General features: G+C 37.9%; 16 protein-coding genes. 6 read left to right on the top strand and 10 right to left on the bottom strand.

From position 1 onward, the window contains the following. Window positions 1-25 precede the first annotated feature (25 nt). The 5 genes from ABJQ32_06145 to ABJQ32_06125 form a co-directional block, all read right to left on the bottom strand. Complete coding sequence (locus tag ABJQ32_06145; protein ID MEP5289212.1) at window positions 26-457, bottom strand: response regulator; 432 nt, start codon at window positions 455-457, stop codon at window positions 26-28. Between the two features lies 1 nt (window position 458). Next, window positions 459-2,234: a CHASE domain-containing protein gene (locus ABJQ32_06140; GenBank protein ID MEP5289211.1), complete on the bottom strand. Its 1,776-nt coding sequence runs from the start codon at window positions 2,232-2,234 to the stop codon at window positions 459-461. Next, the gene (locus ABJQ32_06135) at window positions 2,231-2,962 is read right to left on the bottom strand and encodes a hypothetical protein (protein MEP5289210.1); all 732 of its coding nucleotides are present in this window, start codon (window positions 2,960-2,962) and stop codon (window positions 2,231-2,233) included. Before ABJQ32_06135 ends, ABJQ32_06140 begins: the two co-directional genes overlap by 4 nt. A gap of 137 nt (window positions 2,963-3,099) precedes the next feature. Next, entirely contained in the window at window positions 3,100-4,428 is a 1,329-nt protein-coding gene (locus ABJQ32_06130) for an aminotransferase class I/II-fold pyridoxal phosphate-dependent enzyme (GenBank protein MEP5289209.1), read from the bottom strand. A 117-nt stretch (window positions 4,429-4,545) separates the two neighbouring features. Then, window positions 4,546-5,106, bottom strand: coding sequence for a nitroreductase (locus tag ABJQ32_06125; protein ID MEP5289208.1), 561 nt, complete (start codon window positions 5,104-5,106; stop codon window positions 4,546-4,548). A gap of 19 nt (window positions 5,107-5,125) precedes the next feature. Between ABJQ32_06125 and ABJQ32_06120 the strand changes: the two genes are divergently transcribed. Then, on the top strand, window positions 5,126-5,989 hold the full coding sequence (locus ABJQ32_06120) for an SDR family oxidoreductase (protein ID MEP5289207.1): 864 nt from the start codon (window positions 5,126-5,128) through the stop codon (window positions 5,987-5,989). Then, a complete protein-coding gene (locus ABJQ32_06115) occupies window positions 5,986-6,867 on the top strand; it encodes a DUF72 domain-containing protein (GenBank protein ID MEP5289206.1) in 882 nt (293 codons plus the stop codon). Before ABJQ32_06120 ends, ABJQ32_06115 begins: the two co-directional genes overlap by 4 nt. A 626-nt stretch (window positions 6,868-7,493) precedes the next feature. Here the strand turns inward: ABJQ32_06115 and ABJQ32_06110 are convergent. Continuing rightward, a complete protein-coding gene (locus tag ABJQ32_06110; protein ID MEP5289205.1) occupies window positions 7,494-7,886 on the bottom strand; it encodes a hypothetical protein in 393 nt (130 codons plus the stop codon). A 65-nt stretch (window positions 7,887-7,951) separates the two neighbouring features. After that, on the bottom strand, window positions 7,952-8,725 hold the full coding sequence (locus ABJQ32_06105; GenBank protein MEP5289204.1) for an AMP nucleosidase: 774 nt from the start codon (window positions 8,723-8,725) through the stop codon (window positions 7,952-7,954). Window positions 8,726-8,807: 82 nt separating this feature from the next. On the opposite strand from ABJQ32_06105, the gene ABJQ32_06100 reads away from it, so the two are divergent. Together ABJQ32_06100 and ABJQ32_06095 are read left to right on the top strand one after the other, a co-directional pair. Beyond that, window positions 8,808-11,006, top strand: a complete 2,199-nt coding sequence (locus tag ABJQ32_06100) for a family 20 glycosylhydrolase (protein MEP5289203.1) — start codon at window positions 8,808-8,810, stop codon at window positions 11,004-11,006. Window positions 11,007-11,008: 2 nt separating this feature from the next. Next, complete coding sequence (locus tag ABJQ32_06095; GenBank protein MEP5289202.1) at window positions 11,009-11,755, top strand: copper homeostasis protein CutC; 747 nt, start codon at window positions 11,009-11,011, stop codon at window positions 11,753-11,755. A 36-nt stretch (window positions 11,756-11,791) separates the two neighbouring features. Here the strand turns inward: ABJQ32_06095 and ABJQ32_06090 are convergent, their stop codons facing one another. Next, complete coding sequence (locus tag ABJQ32_06090) at window positions 11,792-14,404, bottom strand: glycoside hydrolase family 2 protein (GenBank protein ID MEP5289201.1); 2,613 nt, start codon at window positions 14,402-14,404, stop codon at window positions 11,792-11,794. Between the two features lie 180 nt (window positions 14,405-14,584). On the opposite strand from ABJQ32_06090, the gene ABJQ32_06085 reads away from it, so the two are divergent. Next, window positions 14,585-14,953, top strand: coding sequence for an ester cyclase (locus ABJQ32_06085; GenBank protein MEP5289200.1), 369 nt, complete (start codon window positions 14,585-14,587; stop codon window positions 14,951-14,953). A 64-nt stretch (window positions 14,954-15,017) separates the two neighbouring features. On the opposite strand, the gene ABJQ32_06080 is transcribed toward ABJQ32_06085, so the two are convergent. Further along, the gene (locus tag ABJQ32_06080) at window positions 15,018-16,064 is read right to left on the bottom strand and encodes a response regulator (protein MEP5289199.1); all 1,047 of its coding nucleotides are present in this window, start codon (window positions 16,062-16,064) and stop codon (window positions 15,018-15,020) included. Window positions 16,065-16,187: 123 nt separating this feature from the next. Here ABJQ32_06080 and ABJQ32_06075 point away from each other — a divergent pair, with 123 nt between their 5' ends. Beyond that, on the top strand, window positions 16,188-16,388 hold the full coding sequence (locus tag ABJQ32_06075; GenBank protein ID MEP5289198.1) for a PLD nuclease N-terminal domain-containing protein: 201 nt from the start codon (window positions 16,188-16,190) through the stop codon (window positions 16,386-16,388). On the opposite strand, the gene ABJQ32_06070 is transcribed toward ABJQ32_06075, so the two are convergent. Beyond that, the gene (locus ABJQ32_06070; GenBank protein MEP5289197.1) at window positions 16,363-17,643 is read right to left on the bottom strand and encodes a PAS domain-containing sensor histidine kinase; all 1,281 of its coding nucleotides are present in this window, start codon (window positions 17,641-17,643) and stop codon (window positions 16,363-16,365) included. The genes ABJQ32_06075 and ABJQ32_06070 overlap by 26 nt on opposite strands. Between the last annotated feature and the right edge of the window lie 29 nt (window positions 17,644-17,672).

The raw sequence follows: 17,672 nt of genomic DNA, 5'->3' as shown, positions 1-17,672 counted from the left end.
ATGATAGAGTTTTGAGAAGTTCTCTTTATTGTCCTATCTTATCAGTATAACGTTTTATCGCCACTTCAATGGCTTCATTTTCTAACGGCTTTGTGAAAAACTCTTCAATCACACCGAATGATTTTGCTTTTTCGATATCGTCAGGATTTTTGGAAGTCGAAAGCATTGTTATGCATATCTCAGCCTTTTGGGTCACATTTAGGTTTCTATATTTCTCCAAAAATTCAAATCCGTTCATCTTAGGCATATTGATATCCAGAAAAATTATGTTTGGTCGGGGGTTAGCTTCTTTGTCCTCAAATTTTCCTTGATTGTTTAAGTATTCCAGTCCTTCTATTCCATTTTCAGCTACTCGGATGATATTCACTTTTCCATTCCTTTCAAGAGCTTTTTTATGAAAAAAATTATCATCAAAGTTGTCATCAATTAGTAGTACACAGTTAACTATTTTTTCCATATCATTTTGAGATTGTGAATTTAAAAATGCTACCCATATCTAAACTTGAACTTACCTCTATTGTTCCATTGTGAACTTCTACTATTTTTTTGCAAGAAGACAGTCCTATTCCAGTACCGGTGTATTCAGCGGAGTTATGCAGTCTCTGAAAGATTTCAAAGATTCGCTCCCGATATTCTGGCTCTATGCCAATTCCATTGTCTTTTATGGTGAATTCATGAAATTCGGGATGAGTAAACCCATCGATTTCGATTATTGGGGTAACATCTTTCTTTCTATACTTTATTGAATTGGTAATTAAGTTAAGAAATAGCTGTTTTATCATGATCTTATTTCCTTTTATAGTAGGTAAATTTTGATAGATCACTTTTACGCTATTTTCTTCCATGAGCATATTCATATCCCTTTTTAGCGCATTGATCAGCTTATTGCAGTTGATAGACTCATTCATATCCACTTCTTTGCCCAATCTTGAATACTCTAGAATGGCATGGATGAGACTGCTCATTCGAGTAGTCGCTCTTGTCATCGTTTGAATTAAGTAATTAGCCTCATCATCAAGCTTTTCGCCATAGTCATCTTTTAAAAGTTTAGCACAGTTAGATACTGTTCGCAAGGGCTCCTGAAGATCATGAGAAGTGATATAAGCGAATTGAGACAAATCCTTATTAATAATTTCAATGTCTGATTTTTGATCTTCTAAAAGTCTGGCTAGTCTTTTTGTTTCCCTTTGCTCCAAATTGAGAGAGTAGATAAGAATGAATAGAATAATATCAACGGCAAATCCTGAAACACCTACTAATAGAGGGAGGCTACTCTCTTGTTTTGATAAAACATTAGGTGTAGTGTGGATATAAAGTGTCCATTCTCTTCCTTGTGAGTTGATTTTGACTAGTTTGGATAGTTTGGGTGACTTCTTTTCTAATAGATGATTGATTGAATCAGAATTGAAAAGTAAAGATTCTTGATTGGTGATTTCTCCATCATATAGCTCAAAGCCATATTCTATGTCTGACGTGCCAGTAATCCCGTTAATTAGGTCCCCAGCTCTAAATGGACTATAAACCCATCCTTTAAATTTTGATTTCCTATCTTCAATAGTTTGAGGACTTATACCATTTTCATAAACAGGCAGATACATCAAAAATCCTTTCTGAACATCCTCATTCGTCTCTTGCACTAGAGTGATTATGCCTGAATTGGAAGCTACTCCTTGGTCTCGCGCGCGAGTCATCGCCTCTTTTCTCATTTCATTAGACCACATATCATATCCAAATGCCCTCTTATTCCTCCAATCAAATGGTTCTAGATAGATGATGGATGAATACTCTTGTCTTTCAAAATCTGGTTTAATATCATATTCGGGAAATCCTTCTGATCGTATTAATGCGGTATGACTTTCCTTTTCTTCTTCTTTTATTGGGATGCTAAAACCTATACCTTGAATACCTGGCAAATTTTCACTGATACTTAAACTTTCAACGTATTCTCGAAATTCAGCTCGAGTTACATCTTTGCGACTATTAAATAATCCTACTCCTCCGCGAAGAGCTTGTTCATAAGAAATCATCCTTGTTTTTATCCCTTCTTCGATTTCGTTTGCTCTGGCACTGAACCTTTCTTCTGCAGCTTTTCCTGCATAGTATACTGAGATTAGAGCAGCTGAAACAGTAAGTGTAAGAGATATAGCAAGAATGGCCCAGGCAGTTACTCTATTGTGAAAGATCTTGACAAACCAGGGAGTAGAAATTTGGTGTATATCTTTTTTTGATTTCATAAACCAGCAAAGTTTATTTTATACTCAAGTCCATATCCAAGCCCATAATTACCTGAAGAAAGAAAATCGTTGATTCGATATTCAACTATTGCATAAAAATTTTTTAGCATTTCTATTCCTAGCTGATGCTCAGTTACCCATTCTGTGTTGACGCTCCCATCATCTCGTTTGACAAAACTTTGGTCTGCAAACCCTGCGATGTAAGCTCTTTTTTTAAGTCTTTTTGAAAATGGGTAAAACTTATACACATGCTCTAATTGGGTGAATAGCTTGGTGGGGCTACCTTCATTAAACTGTATAGTATAGAGGCTTAGAGCGTATGAAAAATTAAGCCTCGTGAAAAGATCTTTGACAAAACTCAGTTTGTGTGTATTTACCATTAGACCAAACTTTAAATTATCGTTTTTAGCCCCACTTTTAGATACCCATTGGGTTGATAGGATAAACGGTCCATTCTTTTTTATACTCCAGCGTACATTTTGTTCCGTGTAGTATTGACCTAGGTCTGAACTATGTTTTGCCCCTTCGAAATTTGTCAGGGAGAAATATTGGAATTTATTTTTGAGATTGGCAAGCATGTTCAATGTAAGCGTGCTAAACTCTCTGGTATCATAGTATCCATTAAAATCTAGGAATCCGGTATTACGATAATCAGTGGCAACTTCCTGACTAGAGGCAGAAAAGAAAATAGACACAAAAAAAACAGCAATTAATCCTTTGTGGAGCATAGGCAAGTAATAGTCTTAAGACCGTTACTAACTAAGATAGCTTTTTTTATGATTTAGTGGTTCAACTAGGACGATTATTTCAAGAAACGGTTTATTAAAATGAATCAATGTTTAGTGATAATAGTACTTAACTCCTCTTAGATACTCATTTCCAGTCTTTTCCAAATCTCTTCCAACCACTCCTCATGTTCTGGTTTCATCAAAGATGATCTTAAGCAAATAAGATATTCAGAATCAATTTCGAAATCAGGATCCATAAGTTTTGATGTTGGGTATTTGTAAAGGGAAAGGTAGAGCTGATTTTTCTCCGCATTTTTGAAAAGGAGGTTAGCCTTCTCATTCATTTCACTTACACTGCCTCCTTTAACGGCCCACACCACAATATCAGTTTCAGGTTTCATGGGTGTTAAGAATTGGTCGCTTGCATCCAGTTTCTCAAACAACTGGATCGCAGCGTTTCGCGATTTTGAAAGATCTTTTGCAAACTCTCCATCTCTTACAGGAGGCAATAGCTGATGTGTAGCCCAAAGTCCAACAGCAGAGGCACCAGCACGTGAGCACTCAAGGCTAATTTCTCCTAGATGCAATTCATCAGAAGTGAAATACGTGTACGGAGAATCATGGATATAGAATTTTGCTACTTCTGGATTTTTAAATAGAATGCATCCACAACCATAAGGCTGTAATCCTTGTTTGTGCGGATCTATTACAATGCTGTCAACTTCATGGAGAAGTTGGTACTTTCTTCTTGTGTTTTCTTCAAGGTTATCAATGAGCTTGAAGTAGCCCCCATAAGCTGCGTCTGCATGGATTCTGAAATCATACGTTTTTTGGAGTTTCAATAGCCCTTCAAGAGGATCAACAGCTCCGAGTCCAGTAGTGGCCATGGTGCAAACAACTGTTCCCACGTCTCCGGCTTTTAACTTCTCTTCCAGATCTGATAAATCCATTTTACCTTCTTTATCAGTTTTGATTTTTTGGAATTTCAGTTTCAATACATCAGAAATCCGCTCATGTGTATAGTGCGATTGGTCCGATGCAACAATGCATTTTTCTGGATGACTCTTACCAGCCACCCATAGTGCCTCAAGATTAGCCATGGTACCACCACCTGTCAAATGACCCAAATGTTGTTTATAACCAAACATTTTTGCCAAGTCAGCAACCACTTCTTTTTCCATGGGAGAGCTAGCCTTGCTGCCATCCATGGCATGATTGTTTGGATTAATCCACATAGCCATCATATAGGCTGCTTTGGCAATAGGGTGCGGGGGTTTGAGCATCTGCCCTGCAAACAATGGATGAAAGTAGGGGTAGTTGTCTTGCATCTTTTCAGCAACTTTCATCATTACTTCTTCCATTCTTGAGCTATCCAGGTGTTGATTAAAATCGGGAAGATTGAACCCAGACTCCAACTTTTCAATAGCTTTTGATAATAACCGTATTGATTCCTTTTCTAATTTCATATTATGCAATTAAATGGTTGCTTCTTTAATCTTAGGATGATCCAAGTATTCCCGCACTTGTTGCGGGATCTTACAGAAAGGTCTTGAATTTATAAGATGTAATAAAATTTCACCTTATTATTCAATCCACTCAACCTTATCTTCAATAGGTTTTTTTTGAATGATGCGATCTGATGGTTCACAGTACCCCAGATAGAAAAAACCAATACACGATTCATTCTCTTCCATAGAGGCCATTTCTCCTAGATATTTAGTTAATGCGGGAGAACTCCAATATCCTCCAATTTGGTACTGTTGAAGTGCAATCCAGATGTTTTCAACCGAACATGCCACGGCTGCAACTTCCTCCCATTCAGGTACTCGCTCTTTTGGATCACGATGCAAGATGATGGCAATGACAGCACCTGCTTTTTCGCAGTTTCCTATGATCTTTTCATATTTAGCAGGAGAATATTCAGGAGTGATCTCTTTGTATTTGTCAGCAAGAAAAGAACCAAGCTTGGTTTTTCCTGCTCCTTTGAAAACTTTAAAACGCCATGGTTCCGTAAGTCTATGAGTCGGTGCATGGTTTGCATTGACAAGCAACTCATGAATGATTTCATTTGGTATGTCCTTATCTATAAATTGCAATGGATACACCGACCTTCGGGCTCGTATTGTTTCATTGATTTTACTCACACTTCAATAATTTTAATTAATGACTAAATCTAAGAATATTTTAATCACTGGAGCCTCTACCGGTATAGGTTACGATCTGGCAAAAGTCTTTGTGACAAATGGATACAAGGTTTACGGGAGCGTGAGGAAGAAAGAGGATGGAGACAGGCTCTCAGAAGATTTAGGAGAGGAGTTTGAGCCATTGCTATTTGATGTGACGGACCACAAATCTGTAGATACAGCTGCTGAATTATTGAGTCAGAAAATTGGAAGTGAGGGACTTGGTGGTTTAGTTAATAACGCTGGAATAGCCATAGGAGGACCTTTAATGGATTTGTCTATAGATGACTACCGTCATCAGTTTGAAGTAAATGTTTTTGGACTAATTAAGGTAACGCAAGCGTTTCTTCCTTTACTTGGTGCGAAACATAATCATCCCGTGAAACCTGGAAAAATTATTCAAATTTCTTCAGTAGCAGGTAAGTTTGGAATGCCTTTTATGTCTGCGTACGCAGGATCAAAGCATGCACTAGAAGGAATTTCGGACAGCTTGAGAAGAGAGTTGCTTAAATACGGTGTAGATGTAGTATTGATTGAGCCGGGACCAATAAAGACACCTATCTGGAATAAGGGAGTATCTGAGAGTGATCAGGAAAAATTTAAAAATTCCGCCTACTTAAATTCACTGGATATTTTTCAGAATTCGATTATTCGAGATGCTGTGAAGAATGCTTGGACTTCAGAAAAAGCTGCAAAGATTATATTTGGAGCGTTTGAAGCAAAGAAATCAAAACCGCGATATGCTCTTGTTCCACAGCGTTTTAAGAATTGGACTTTACCAAAAATTCTTTCTACACGCATAGTTGACAAAGCAATAGGCAAGAAATTAAAATTGATCAAATGAAATTTGGAAGTGTAGATAACCCTGAGGCCATTGATTTTAGTCTCCCAGATGACCACCATGATACAGAAAGAGTATTGAAGAAGGGAGGTGGTCTAAAGGATGTTTTTGTTGGATGTGCGAAATGGAACAAGCAGGATTTAAAGAAATTTTATCCTAGAGGTACAAAGGATGAACTAGCGTATTATTCAACTCAGTTCAACTCTATTGAACTCAATGCCACTTTTTATAACCACTTCAAGATTGAACAAATTGAAAAATGGGTTGAAAAAACGCCGGACAACTTCAAGTTCTTTCCTAAAGTTCATCAGATGGTGAGTCACATAAAGCGCCTAAATAATGTAGAAGAGCCAATCGAGCGCTATGTAACTAATATCCGGGCATTTGGAGATAAACTAGGTATGTGTTTTTTACAGCTGCATGATAACTTCAAACCTCAAAATATGGAACGTCTGGTAACAGCAGTTGAGTATTGGCCAAAAGACGTTCCTTTGGGAATCGAACTCAGAAATACGGAGTGGTTTAATGATGCTGAAGTTGCGAATGAAGTCTATGCTCTTTTTGAAGAAAATGGGATCTCTAACATTGTGACGGATACAGCAGGACGAAGGGATCTATTACATATGAGACTAACTTCTCCCAATGTATTTGTAAGATATGTGGGAGCAAATCACGAAAGCGATTATTCAAGATTGGATACCTGGATGAAACGAGTGAAAAATTGGACTGATGGAGGAATGGAAAACTTGTATTTTTTCGTTCATCAGAATCTGGAGAAGGAATCACCAGTCTTGTCAGCTTACTTCACACAAAAACTAAATAAGGAATTAGGATTAAACTTGACCATTCCTGTAGGTCAGGATCAGGCTAGCCTGTTCTAAAAACAAAAAACTCCGGGATGAGTCGGAGTTTTTGATAACCTAATTAACCTAACTTTATTAACACTTGAGGATTTTACTTCATATGTTTTTGTTTTATTATAATGCTAAGCTAGGGGTATGGATAGACTCATGCATGAGCGAGATACGTATTTAAAAGATTACGTTATTTACATAGTTGTTTGAGTTTGATACGAATGGTTTATTATTCTTAAAAAAAATAGTCATATCAAGTTCATCGGCATAAGATTCTTTACAATCATTTCTCTTTTTTAAACAAAAAAAACTCCAGGATGAGCTGGAGTTTTCGATAACCTAATTAACCTAACTTATTTTACACTATGAGGATTTTACTTTATATGTTTTTGTTTTATTATGATGCTAAGCTAGGGGGCTTGGTGTAGCCATGCATGAGTGAGATGCCTATTTTGAAAGAATACGTTTTTCACGTAGAAAGCAAAAGAGGGTGTCTCAAAAGGCCTGTCATCCTGAATTCATGAAGGATTTCATACTAATAATTTGAGTTTAACTAAATATATAATAAGGATTCTCCCTTCGTCCGAATGACATTCTAGCAACAGAAAGATCTTTTGAGACACTCTCTTTAGCGTAAAGTTTTTACCGAAAGCCTATCGGCCACCATCACGGCGTTCTTTTCTTTTATCTCTCCGCTCTCCTCTTTTTGCCTTTACTTCTTTTTTTATCACTTTCAATTCAGCCATTTGATCCTCATTGAGGATTTTGGCTACTTCCATTTCTCTTTTCTCCACGACATCAGCATGAGCTCTCATTTTCTCACTTCTTGATTTAGATTCATCATTGCGAATCGCTTCAATTTCTGGTTTCGTAGATTCTCTCATCTTTTTAAGCTCAGCTACTTGATCAGGTGTGAGGTTCAAACGATCCTTATATTCCTCAATTTTCACTTGCGCCTTTTCCTTCATAGCATCTCTTTTGCCTTGAGCAAAGAGAATATTAGCCGCTACCATTAGTCCGATTATTAATGCAGTTTTTCTCATCATCTAAAAAATTTAGTTTATTCTTAGATCATGCAGATTGCAAAAGGTTTAATCGTAGTTAAAAAAAATTATTCGAAGCGCATGTGCTTTACAGATTCACCTGAGTTGATGAGTTCGGATAGTGCATCAATTCCTATATCTAAATGATTGTCTACAAATTGAGCAGTTACCTTTTTGTCACTCTTAGAGGTTTTTACTCCATCTGGCTCCATAGGATTATCTGATACAAGTAGTAGTGCTCCTCTTGGAATCTTATTAGCAAAACCTACAGTGAAAAGAGTGGCAGTTTCCATATCTATGGCAGAAGCTCTAATGGATCGAAGGTATTCTTTGAAATCTTCGTCATGTTCCCATACTCTTCTATTGGTGGTGAATACAGAGCCAGTCCAATAATCGAATCCTTTTGCTTTGATAACGTGCGAGATTGCTCTTTGAAGTCGGAAAGAAGGTAAGGCAGGAACCTCGGCGGGCATGTAATCATCTGAAGCACCTTCTCCACGAATCGCAGCTATTGGAAGAATCAGATCACCAAGCTTGTTTTGAGATTTTAGTCCGCCACATTTTCCAAGGAAGAGCACTGCTTTGGGAGTGATTGCAGAAAGTAAATCCATGATAGTGGCTGCCATAGCACTTCCCATACCGAAATTGATAATCGTAATATCTTTGTGGGTAGCGGTTTGCATCGCGCCAGCCTTGCCTTTAGTCTCTACGCCAAAACGCTTTGCAAAGAGTTCTACATAGTTCTTGAAATTAGTGAGGAGTATATATTGACCAAATTCGTTAAGCTCAGTTCCTGTGTATCGTGGAAGCCAGTTTTCTACAATTTCGTTTTTTGTATTCATAGAATGCAAAGGTAGGATAACATGTGGAGCCTATCATCGAGATATTCATTACTAAATCTCAATGACAGATTAAATTAGCGTTGTGAGAATAAAAATATTTGTTGTATCAATTCTGTTATTATTCAGCTTGATTTCTTGTGATAGCAATATTGAAAAAGTTTCTATTTCTATTATTCCCAAACCTAAATTTTTAAAACAGGGATCGGGAAAGTTTCTGATCAATGAAAGAACTCAATTATCATTTGGTTCTGAAACTAAATTAAACTCGGACCTTTTCAAGGATTATCTGAATTCTATTACGGGTTTCAACTTAGGTTTAAGTGACGAAAGTGATCGAAATACGATCGTTTTTATGTTAGATGATAGACCCGGGGAGGAATATGAAATCAGAAGTTCCCCTGATCGAGTAGAAGTCAAGGGGGGTAGCAATCAGGCCATTCTTTATGCTTTTCAATCTTTGAGACAAGTACTATTACTAGGAGATGGAAAGACTATTCCTTCTGTCCATATTATTGATCAGTCAAAATTTGAATGGAGAGGATTACTTCTGGATTGCTCCCGCCATTTCATGGAGAGAGATTTTGTCAAACGCTACATTGACCTTCTAGCTTTATACAAAATGAATGTTTTGCATTGGCATTTGACTGAAGACCAAGGGTGGAGAATAGAAATAGATAAATATCCTAAGCTCACTGAAATTGGGGCCTGGCGTGATGATGGAGAGGGAGGGAGATACGGAGGATTTTATTCGAAAGAAGATATTCGTGAAATAGTGGCCTATGCCACTGAAAGAGGAGTTACTGTAGTGCCGGAAATTGAACTTCCCGGACATTCACAAGCAGCACTTGCCGCATACCCTCAACTCTCTTGTACGGGAGGTCCATTTGAGGTAGAGACTGAATGGGGAGTTTTTAAGGAAATCTATTGTGCAGGTAATGATTCAACCTTCATTTTTTTAGAGGATGTTTTATCCGAAGTAATTGAATTATTCCCTTCGGAATACATCCATATAGGTGGTGACGAAGTGCCTAAATTTCGTTGGGAGCACTGTCATAAATGTCAGAGAAGAATGGAAATAGAAGGACTTACTGATGAGCATGAGCTACAAAGTTATTTTATAACTAGAATCGGAAATTTTCTGGAATCTAAAAACAGGAGGATGATTGGCTGGGATGAGATTCTTGAAGGGGGCTTGCCACAAGGAGCGATTGTTCAAAGTTGGAGAGGATTTGATGGAGCTATTGAGGCTGTAAAATCAGGCAATGAAGCTATTTTATCACCAACCTCTCACGCCTATTTTGATTATGGTCTGAATGACATTGATTTAGAAAAAGTATATTCATTCAATCCCATTCCCGAGAGTATATCACAAGAAGCCGAACAATTAATTCTTGGTGGAGAGTGTAATATGTGGAGTGAGCAAGCGCCACAGTCAAAAATAGATTCCAAAGTATTTCCTCGATTACTTGCTATGGCGGAAGTTTTATGGAATAACCCGGCTGATCGAGATTTTGAAATGTTTAAAGGTAGAGTGAGGGGGAATTATAAAGTGTTGGATGAGTTGGGTGTTAATTATGGATTTGAAACTGTTCCAGTAAAGGTTTTTACAAAAAATGAAGATGGTCGATTGATGGTGAATCTAGAGGCTTATGATTCATCCATTCAAGTATTTTACACGTCAAAAGGCGAAAGGGCATTATACGAAAGACCTGTTCATCAAAGTATGGAATCAGTATGGAAAATCACTTTTAAAAGCGGTAAATCCACCTTTAGCGATACTATTTTTCAGCGGTTTAAACCTCATTTTGCAAATGGAATAGAACCTACGATTGCTTCTGATTACAATGAGAACTATGCTGCGGGAGGTGACACTGGACTTACCAATGGACTTAAAGGAAGTAATCAATTTAGAGACGGAAACTGGCAAGGATACTGGGGAGATGATGTAGAGGTAATGATTGATCTCGGAGAGGATCGATTAGTTTCAGAGCTATCTTCAGGATTTTTACAATACAATAATGCCTGGATTTTCTTTCCGACTGAAGTGTCATACTTGAAGTCCGATGATGGAGTCACTTTTGAGAAGCTTGGAACAGTCCTAAATCAACATTCTATCAAGGAGAAAGAACAACAAACACAAGAGTTTGTCCTTAAGCTAGAAGAACCTTTGAATACTAGATATATTAAACTCAAAGCCCAAAACATTGGTATATGTCCAGCTTGGCATGATGCGGCTGGAAGTAAGGCATGGCTCTTTATTGATGAATTTAGTGTGAAGTAGCCATGGATTATCAGATAGAAATTTGTGCAGGTAACATTCAGTCGGCTTTGAACGCGGAAAAAGGAGAAGCTGATAGAATTGAACTATGCGATAACCTCTGGGAGGGAGGCACGACACCAAGTTTGGGAGCTATCGAATTAGCTTGTGATAAACTTAGTATCCCAGTTTTTGTATTGATCCGGCCAAGAGGAGGAGATTTTGTATACGCTGAGAACGAGTTCGAAGTAATGAAAAGAGACATTGAACATGCTAAAATTGCAGGTGCAAAAGGAATTGTCTCAGGGGTATTAACACCTGATGGAAATGTCGATATTAATAGAACGAAGGAATTGATCCACCTTACGGATCCATTACCATTCACCTTCCATAGAGCCTTTGATCTCACTCCTGATTACGGAAGAGCCTTAGAGGAAATTATTGATTGTGGAGTTAAGAGAATACTCACTTCTGGACAGCAGATGAATGTAAATGCGGGATTGGAGACGATCAAAAGTTTAATTGACTTGGCGCAAGAAAGAATTCAAATCTTACCCGGAGGAGGTGTGGATGAAAAGAATATCTCAAGGTTGTATGAGATAGGATGTCGGGAATTTCACTTTTCAGCAAAATCTTTAACAAAAGGGCAGACTAAAGTTGATTCAACAATTCCTATGAATGGATCAAAAGACATCCCAGAAGGTGAGATTTATGTTTCAGACCCTGTGAAAATTTTGAGGGCAAAGAAAATACTGGATAACAGCACTGGGTAGCACACCCCTTAAAATCACAAGTTCTCCATAAATTTGTTATTGAACTTCATCATTAATCAATGAATCTACCTCTGTCTCATAGGAATCGAAAAGAGTGACTACTTTGAATTTTTCCTCAAAGCTCGCAAGGTCATAATTTTCATTATTTGGGATGCTTACCCGTTTGTTGGTATTTGGAAGCAGATCGAAGTAGTTATCAGAGAAATTGTTGACGGTCCCATCAGTCATATAAATACTCTTAGCAAAGTTTTTGGTACTCAGTTCGATAATGATTTCATCTTTGGTAACCGTAGTTTTATAGGTAAGCTCAGGGTCTATTAATTCCATTTCTTTAAAAGGAATGAAGTTCAAGTTACCAGAAGCCAAAATCTTATTCCCAACTTTCAATTCACCTGTCAATAAGGTATTTTTTGTATTGATATCCAGTTCATCGGCAGGTATGGAATAATAAACATCTGATGTATTTGCTCTTACAATTAGAGATTCATTCCAGGTTTTTTGTGTATTTCCGTTTAAATCAATCAATTCAAGTTTCAATTCAGCATCCAGATTTTTTAAGGAATCAGAAACGATATGAATATTCAGTTTCTGATCTGTTTGCTCAAAGCTCATGATAACGTTCTGAAATGATCTTTTCACCTGATAATGTAGTGCTTTCCAATTACCAAAGTAATCAATGCTAGACCAGGAAGCTACCGGCCAGCAATCGTTGATCTGCCAATATAAGCTTCCCATGCATCTTGCTCTATTTCTTCTATGAGCTTCAATGCCCACTTGAATACCGTGTGCTTGCAATACCTGGCTGGCGTAAATGAAACTTTCAAAATTCTTGGGCTGACGATAATGACGCTTCATATATTCATCGATGGTCACATTACCAATGCTTGAGCGCTGATGTGACTTCATTACCTCTGAATAAATATCATGATCCTCGGATGTGGTGTACTTGTTTATTGTAGGCATATTTGGGAAGGATTGAAACCCAAACTCCGACATGAAACGTGGGATAGCTTTATTGTAATTGTCAAAAGGCTCTTTCCCCCACCAAACCATCCAGTAATGCGCATCACCTGCCACAAGGTTTTCCTTTTTTCCAAACTCGCTTCCGGGAGATGATGGCCAGTAAAATCTTTCTCCATCATATTCGCTTACCACCTCAGGAAGTATCTGATGAAAAATATCGTCATATGCTTTCCAAATGGTGTTGGCTACCTCTTCAGACTGCTCTGAAATTACCTGATTCTTCCAACCCCAGTTTTCCCAAGCAGAAAGGACTTCATTGTTTCCACACCACAATGCTACAGAAGGATGGTTTCGAATTCGAATGACATTGTCGATCGCTTCCTGGCGAATATTTTCAAGAAAAGCAGGATCACCTGGGAACATCGCACATGCAAACATGAAATCCTGCCAAACTAAAAGGCCAAGCTCATCGCATTTATCGTAGAATTCATCATTTTCATAAATTCCACCACCCCATACTCGTAGCATATTCATATTCGCATCTTTCGCCGCTTTCAATACACGATCATAATCTTGCTCATCAACTCGAGAAAGGAATACATCTTGAGGAATGTAATTCGCTCCTTTCATGAAAGTGGGGATCCCATTCACTTTGAAATAAAAAGAAGCTCCAATGCTGTCTTTCTCCTGAACTACCTCAATGGTCCGTAAACCTACCCGGCGGGTTTTTGTATCACTGCTGCTTTCCGTCGAAACTCTCGCTGTAATCTCATACAGGTGCTGATCACCCATGCCATTAGGCCACCATCGTTTGGGATTATCGATGGTAAAAGGAATGGTTATAAGGCTGGATGCTTGTGTTACTTCTAAGGTTTTTGATTGAATTATTTCATCTTCCAGCAAAAGATCGATAACTACCTCGGAATCAGATTCTTCCACCTCTAGGTCAATTTGTGCCATCATACTGGCAGACTGTTCATTAAGAGATTTCTGCTGAATAAAAAGATCCTTGATTTTATGATTATTCCATGTTCTAAGACGAACAGGTCTCCAAATTCCAGAGGAAACCAGCCGAGGACCCCAGTCCCAACCAAAGTGGTACCCTGCTTTTCTGGTGAAAATACTGACTTGCTTATTTTCTTCTACTTGACCAATCTCAGCCAGGTCGTTATTAGATACTGGGATGGTAAAACCCAACGCATCATACTTTTCTATCCCTTTTTTGATTGGGGATTCCAAGGTGACTACAAGCAAGTTGTCACGGCTCTTCAGGAGAGACTTTACATCAATTTTGTAGGTTCGAAACATGTTGTCGGTTTCGAGGATCAGGCTATCATTCAAGTATATCTTACTGTAGGTGTCCAACCCTAAAAATTCCAGTTCGACACGATCTGCATTCATGTCGGTTTTTTTCACATCAAACACCGTTCGATACTCCCAATCACGCTTGTCTATCCACTGTAGGTCATGCTCATTTAATCGGTAAAATGGATCTTCAATTTCACCATTCTGAAGTAAATCTGTGTGGACTGTTCCGGGCACTGAGGCTGAGCGCCAGCTTGAATCATTGACACTTCTATATTCCCAACCATCATTTAAGTCGGTGACCTCTACTTGAGTCTGTTTGTCACAAGAAAATAAAAGAACAACAAAAATAACGGCGTATATTTTTTTCAGATACTTCATTTGTAGTCAGGATTCTTATCATCGTAATTTAAAACCAATTACTTTAAATAAGTACTCTGACAACTGTGCTACTGAGTCTGGAAATGACGATCTTAGCAAAGAAGATATGGTAGTTGATGTCATCTTCAATACTGATATTTTTCTGCTTGAAATCGAAAGTAAATGAAATAGACAGTAGTTATGAATAAAACTAAATCTGCAATCGAATTTTATCGCATGGCGTACATGGGTGAGCCCAGGAAAGCAGTTGAGCTTTACGTGGGAGATCAATACATTCAACATAATCCTGATGTAGAGGATGGTCCGGAGGGCTTTATCGAATATTTTGAAAGAATGAAAAAAGAATATCCTAATAAGGAAATTGAATTTCTAAGATCAGTTGAAGAGGAAGACCTTGTTGCCTTGCACACACATCAAACCTGGCCTGGAAACGACCAATATGTGACGATGGACTTTTTCCGTTTCGATGATAATGGAAGAATAGTTGAGCATTGGGATTCCATTCAGCAAGTGCCTGGCACTTCTGCTCATAATAACAGTATGTTTTGATAAGCTGATTAGCCTTCAGTTCGTACATACCGACGGAAGGTTTTTTTAACTATATGAGTTAAAATCAGAATCTTACTTTCTTAATTTTTTCAGGTTCGAGGATAGAGATAGCACTGCCGTTGATCTCAATCCAATGATCTTTCTTGAACTCAGATAGAATTCTGATTACAGATTCAGTAGCGGTTCCTACCATCCCTGCCAAATCAGCTCTTGAAATATCAATGGTAACTTTTTGATCTGATTCTGGATAGGTTTCATAAAGCTTGATTAGTGAATCTGCGGTTCGCTTTCTCACGGTATTGTAAGCCATTTCCATTAACTCATGCTCACGTTGAGAAAGATCATTTGAAAGCATCTTTATAAACTGACCTGATACTTCTCTGTTCTTGAAAATAAGCTCTTGAAAATCACTTTTTGGAATTAGAATGAGCTCAGCATCTTCCATAGCTTCAGCAAACTCTGTTCTTGCGGTATCTTGGATCATTGCTCGCTCTCCTAGAAAATCACCTTGTTTTTTCACATCATGTATAAATTCTTTTCCGTCTTCATTGATTCGATAGGTCTTTACTTTGCCCTTTTTGATTTTATAGACGAATGATCCCAGATCTCCTTCTCTGTAAATAGTCTCTTTCTTTTTAAAAACCTGCGACTTGCGTTTTTCCTCAAGTTCTTCAATGTTTTGATACTTAGCCGCTTGTTGAATCAATTCATCTACCTCAGATACTTTTGACAGTTCGTCGTACTTTTTCAACCTTCTTTCTATGGCCCCTAAAAGTTCCATTTCTTCAAAAGGCTTGGTTATATAATCATCTGCTCCCATATTCATACCCTTTCTGAAATCGCTTTTTTCAGCTTTTGCTGTTAGAAATATAAAAGGAAGTGAGGCTGTCATTGGATTCTTTGAGATCAAATAGAGCACTTCATAGCCATCCATCTCCGGCATCATGATGTCACACAGAATAAGATGTGGAGGAGACGCTAAGGCACTTTTCACACCTTCTTTCCCATTAGGTGCTGATGTTACCTGATAGTTGGAGAGTTCCAGCAATTCGACGATGTTTTCTCTTACATCTTCCTGATCCTCGATGACTAAGATCTGATATTTATTCATTTTGATGGGTGTTCTTCGTTTTGGCCAAATTAGTAAAAATGTATGATGATAATCACTGTTAAGTCTAATGAATATCATCGGATATGAATGTCAATCTGAGTCAATTTGATAAAAATATCAATGATGAGTAACTGGACATATTTGGCTGTTTTTGCCGCTGCAATTGCTGTTTATTCGATGATAAACATTCTTATGGCAAGTTTTTCTATTAATAAAAAGATGGTATGGTTTGCCATTGTTGCCCTGATTCCTATTCTGGGACCTTTGGTATATCTTTTCAGTAAGACTGCTATCGAAGCTAATTCAAAGGAAGCGAAAGACTAAACGTACTTCCTATTCCTTCTTCACTCTTAAATTGAATTTGCCCTTCAAGCAGTTGAGTATACTTCCTTACAATATTGAGCCCTAAACCTGTCCCTTGAATATTGATGGCGTTACCTGCCCTGAAGAAACGTTCAAATAGATTTTGTTGCTCATCTTTTGGAATGCCTATTCCATGATCTACAATATGAATGTTTAGCGCATCTTGACTGTCTACAAGTATCTCTATTCGATCATTTTCATTGGAATATTTACTTGCATTTGAAATCAAATTGATTAGAATATTCTTCAGGATATGAGCATCTGTGCGAACTGAAGGTGCTTGTCCTTCAAACATGATTTTCTGACCATTCTTTAGGCTCTGACTCATTTCTTCAATGACTTCCTCTAAAAGCGATTGAATGTCGACTTGGGTCAAGTTAACCCTTTCTGCGCCGCTTTCCAGCTTCTCCAAAGAAAGGAAATCATTCAAAATGTTGGTTAGATTTTGAACACTATTTTTTATGCGCTCTATATGTTTGTCTCTCGCCCCTTGCTGTTCAGACTCTGTATATTTCGCAATGAGGTTTGCTGAGGAGAGTACAGTTGTTAGAGGTGTTCTGAACTCATGGCTGGCCATAGAAACAAATCTGGATTTCAGTTCTCCAAGTTCTTTTTCTTTCTCCAATGACTTAAGTATTTCTTGTTCCGCTTTTTTTAGATCCTCCAAGCTTTTTTTGAGAGCTTCCTCTGCTAGTTTTCTTTCTTGGATTTGACTTTGAAGACCAAGATTCATATGTTCAAGCTCACTCGTTCTGGCTTTCACATTCTTCTCAAGCTTAGATGTGTATTCTTCGAGTTTTTTTCGTTGCTCCTCAAGTTTCTTCTCATTCTCCTTTCTTACGGAGATATCTGTGATAAAGGCAACTACGAGTTTCTTATCGTTATGCTGCATGTAGCTTAAGCTAATCTCTAATGGAAAAGTGCTTCCATCCTTCTTCAGACCAGATAGATCTCGTCCTATACCCATACGCCTCGGTTCAGGTTTTTTTAGGTATTCGTTTCGATAGTTTTCATGATTAGGCTGTACCTCTTTAGGGACAAATTTTTCTACTTTTTGGCCCAAAAGCTCACCATCTGAGTAGCCAAACATCTCTCGTGCTCGAGGATTCACCATTACAACTTCTCCCTGCCCGTTAAAAAGCATGATTCCTTCACCTGAGCTTTGGAATAGTTTTTCAAGGACCTCTAATCCTTCCACTGAATCTGATTTGTTCATAGTATTATCGCTCAAAGTAAGCCAAGCAT

The organism is Marinobacter alexandrii (assembly GCA_039984955.1).
In the GTDB taxonomy this organism is placed as follows: Bacteria; Bacteroidota; Bacteroidia; order Cytophagales; family Cyclobacteriaceae; genus Ekhidna.
Note: the sequence above shows the minus strand (reverse complement) of the source record. Positions and strands in the feature narration are given on the sequence as shown.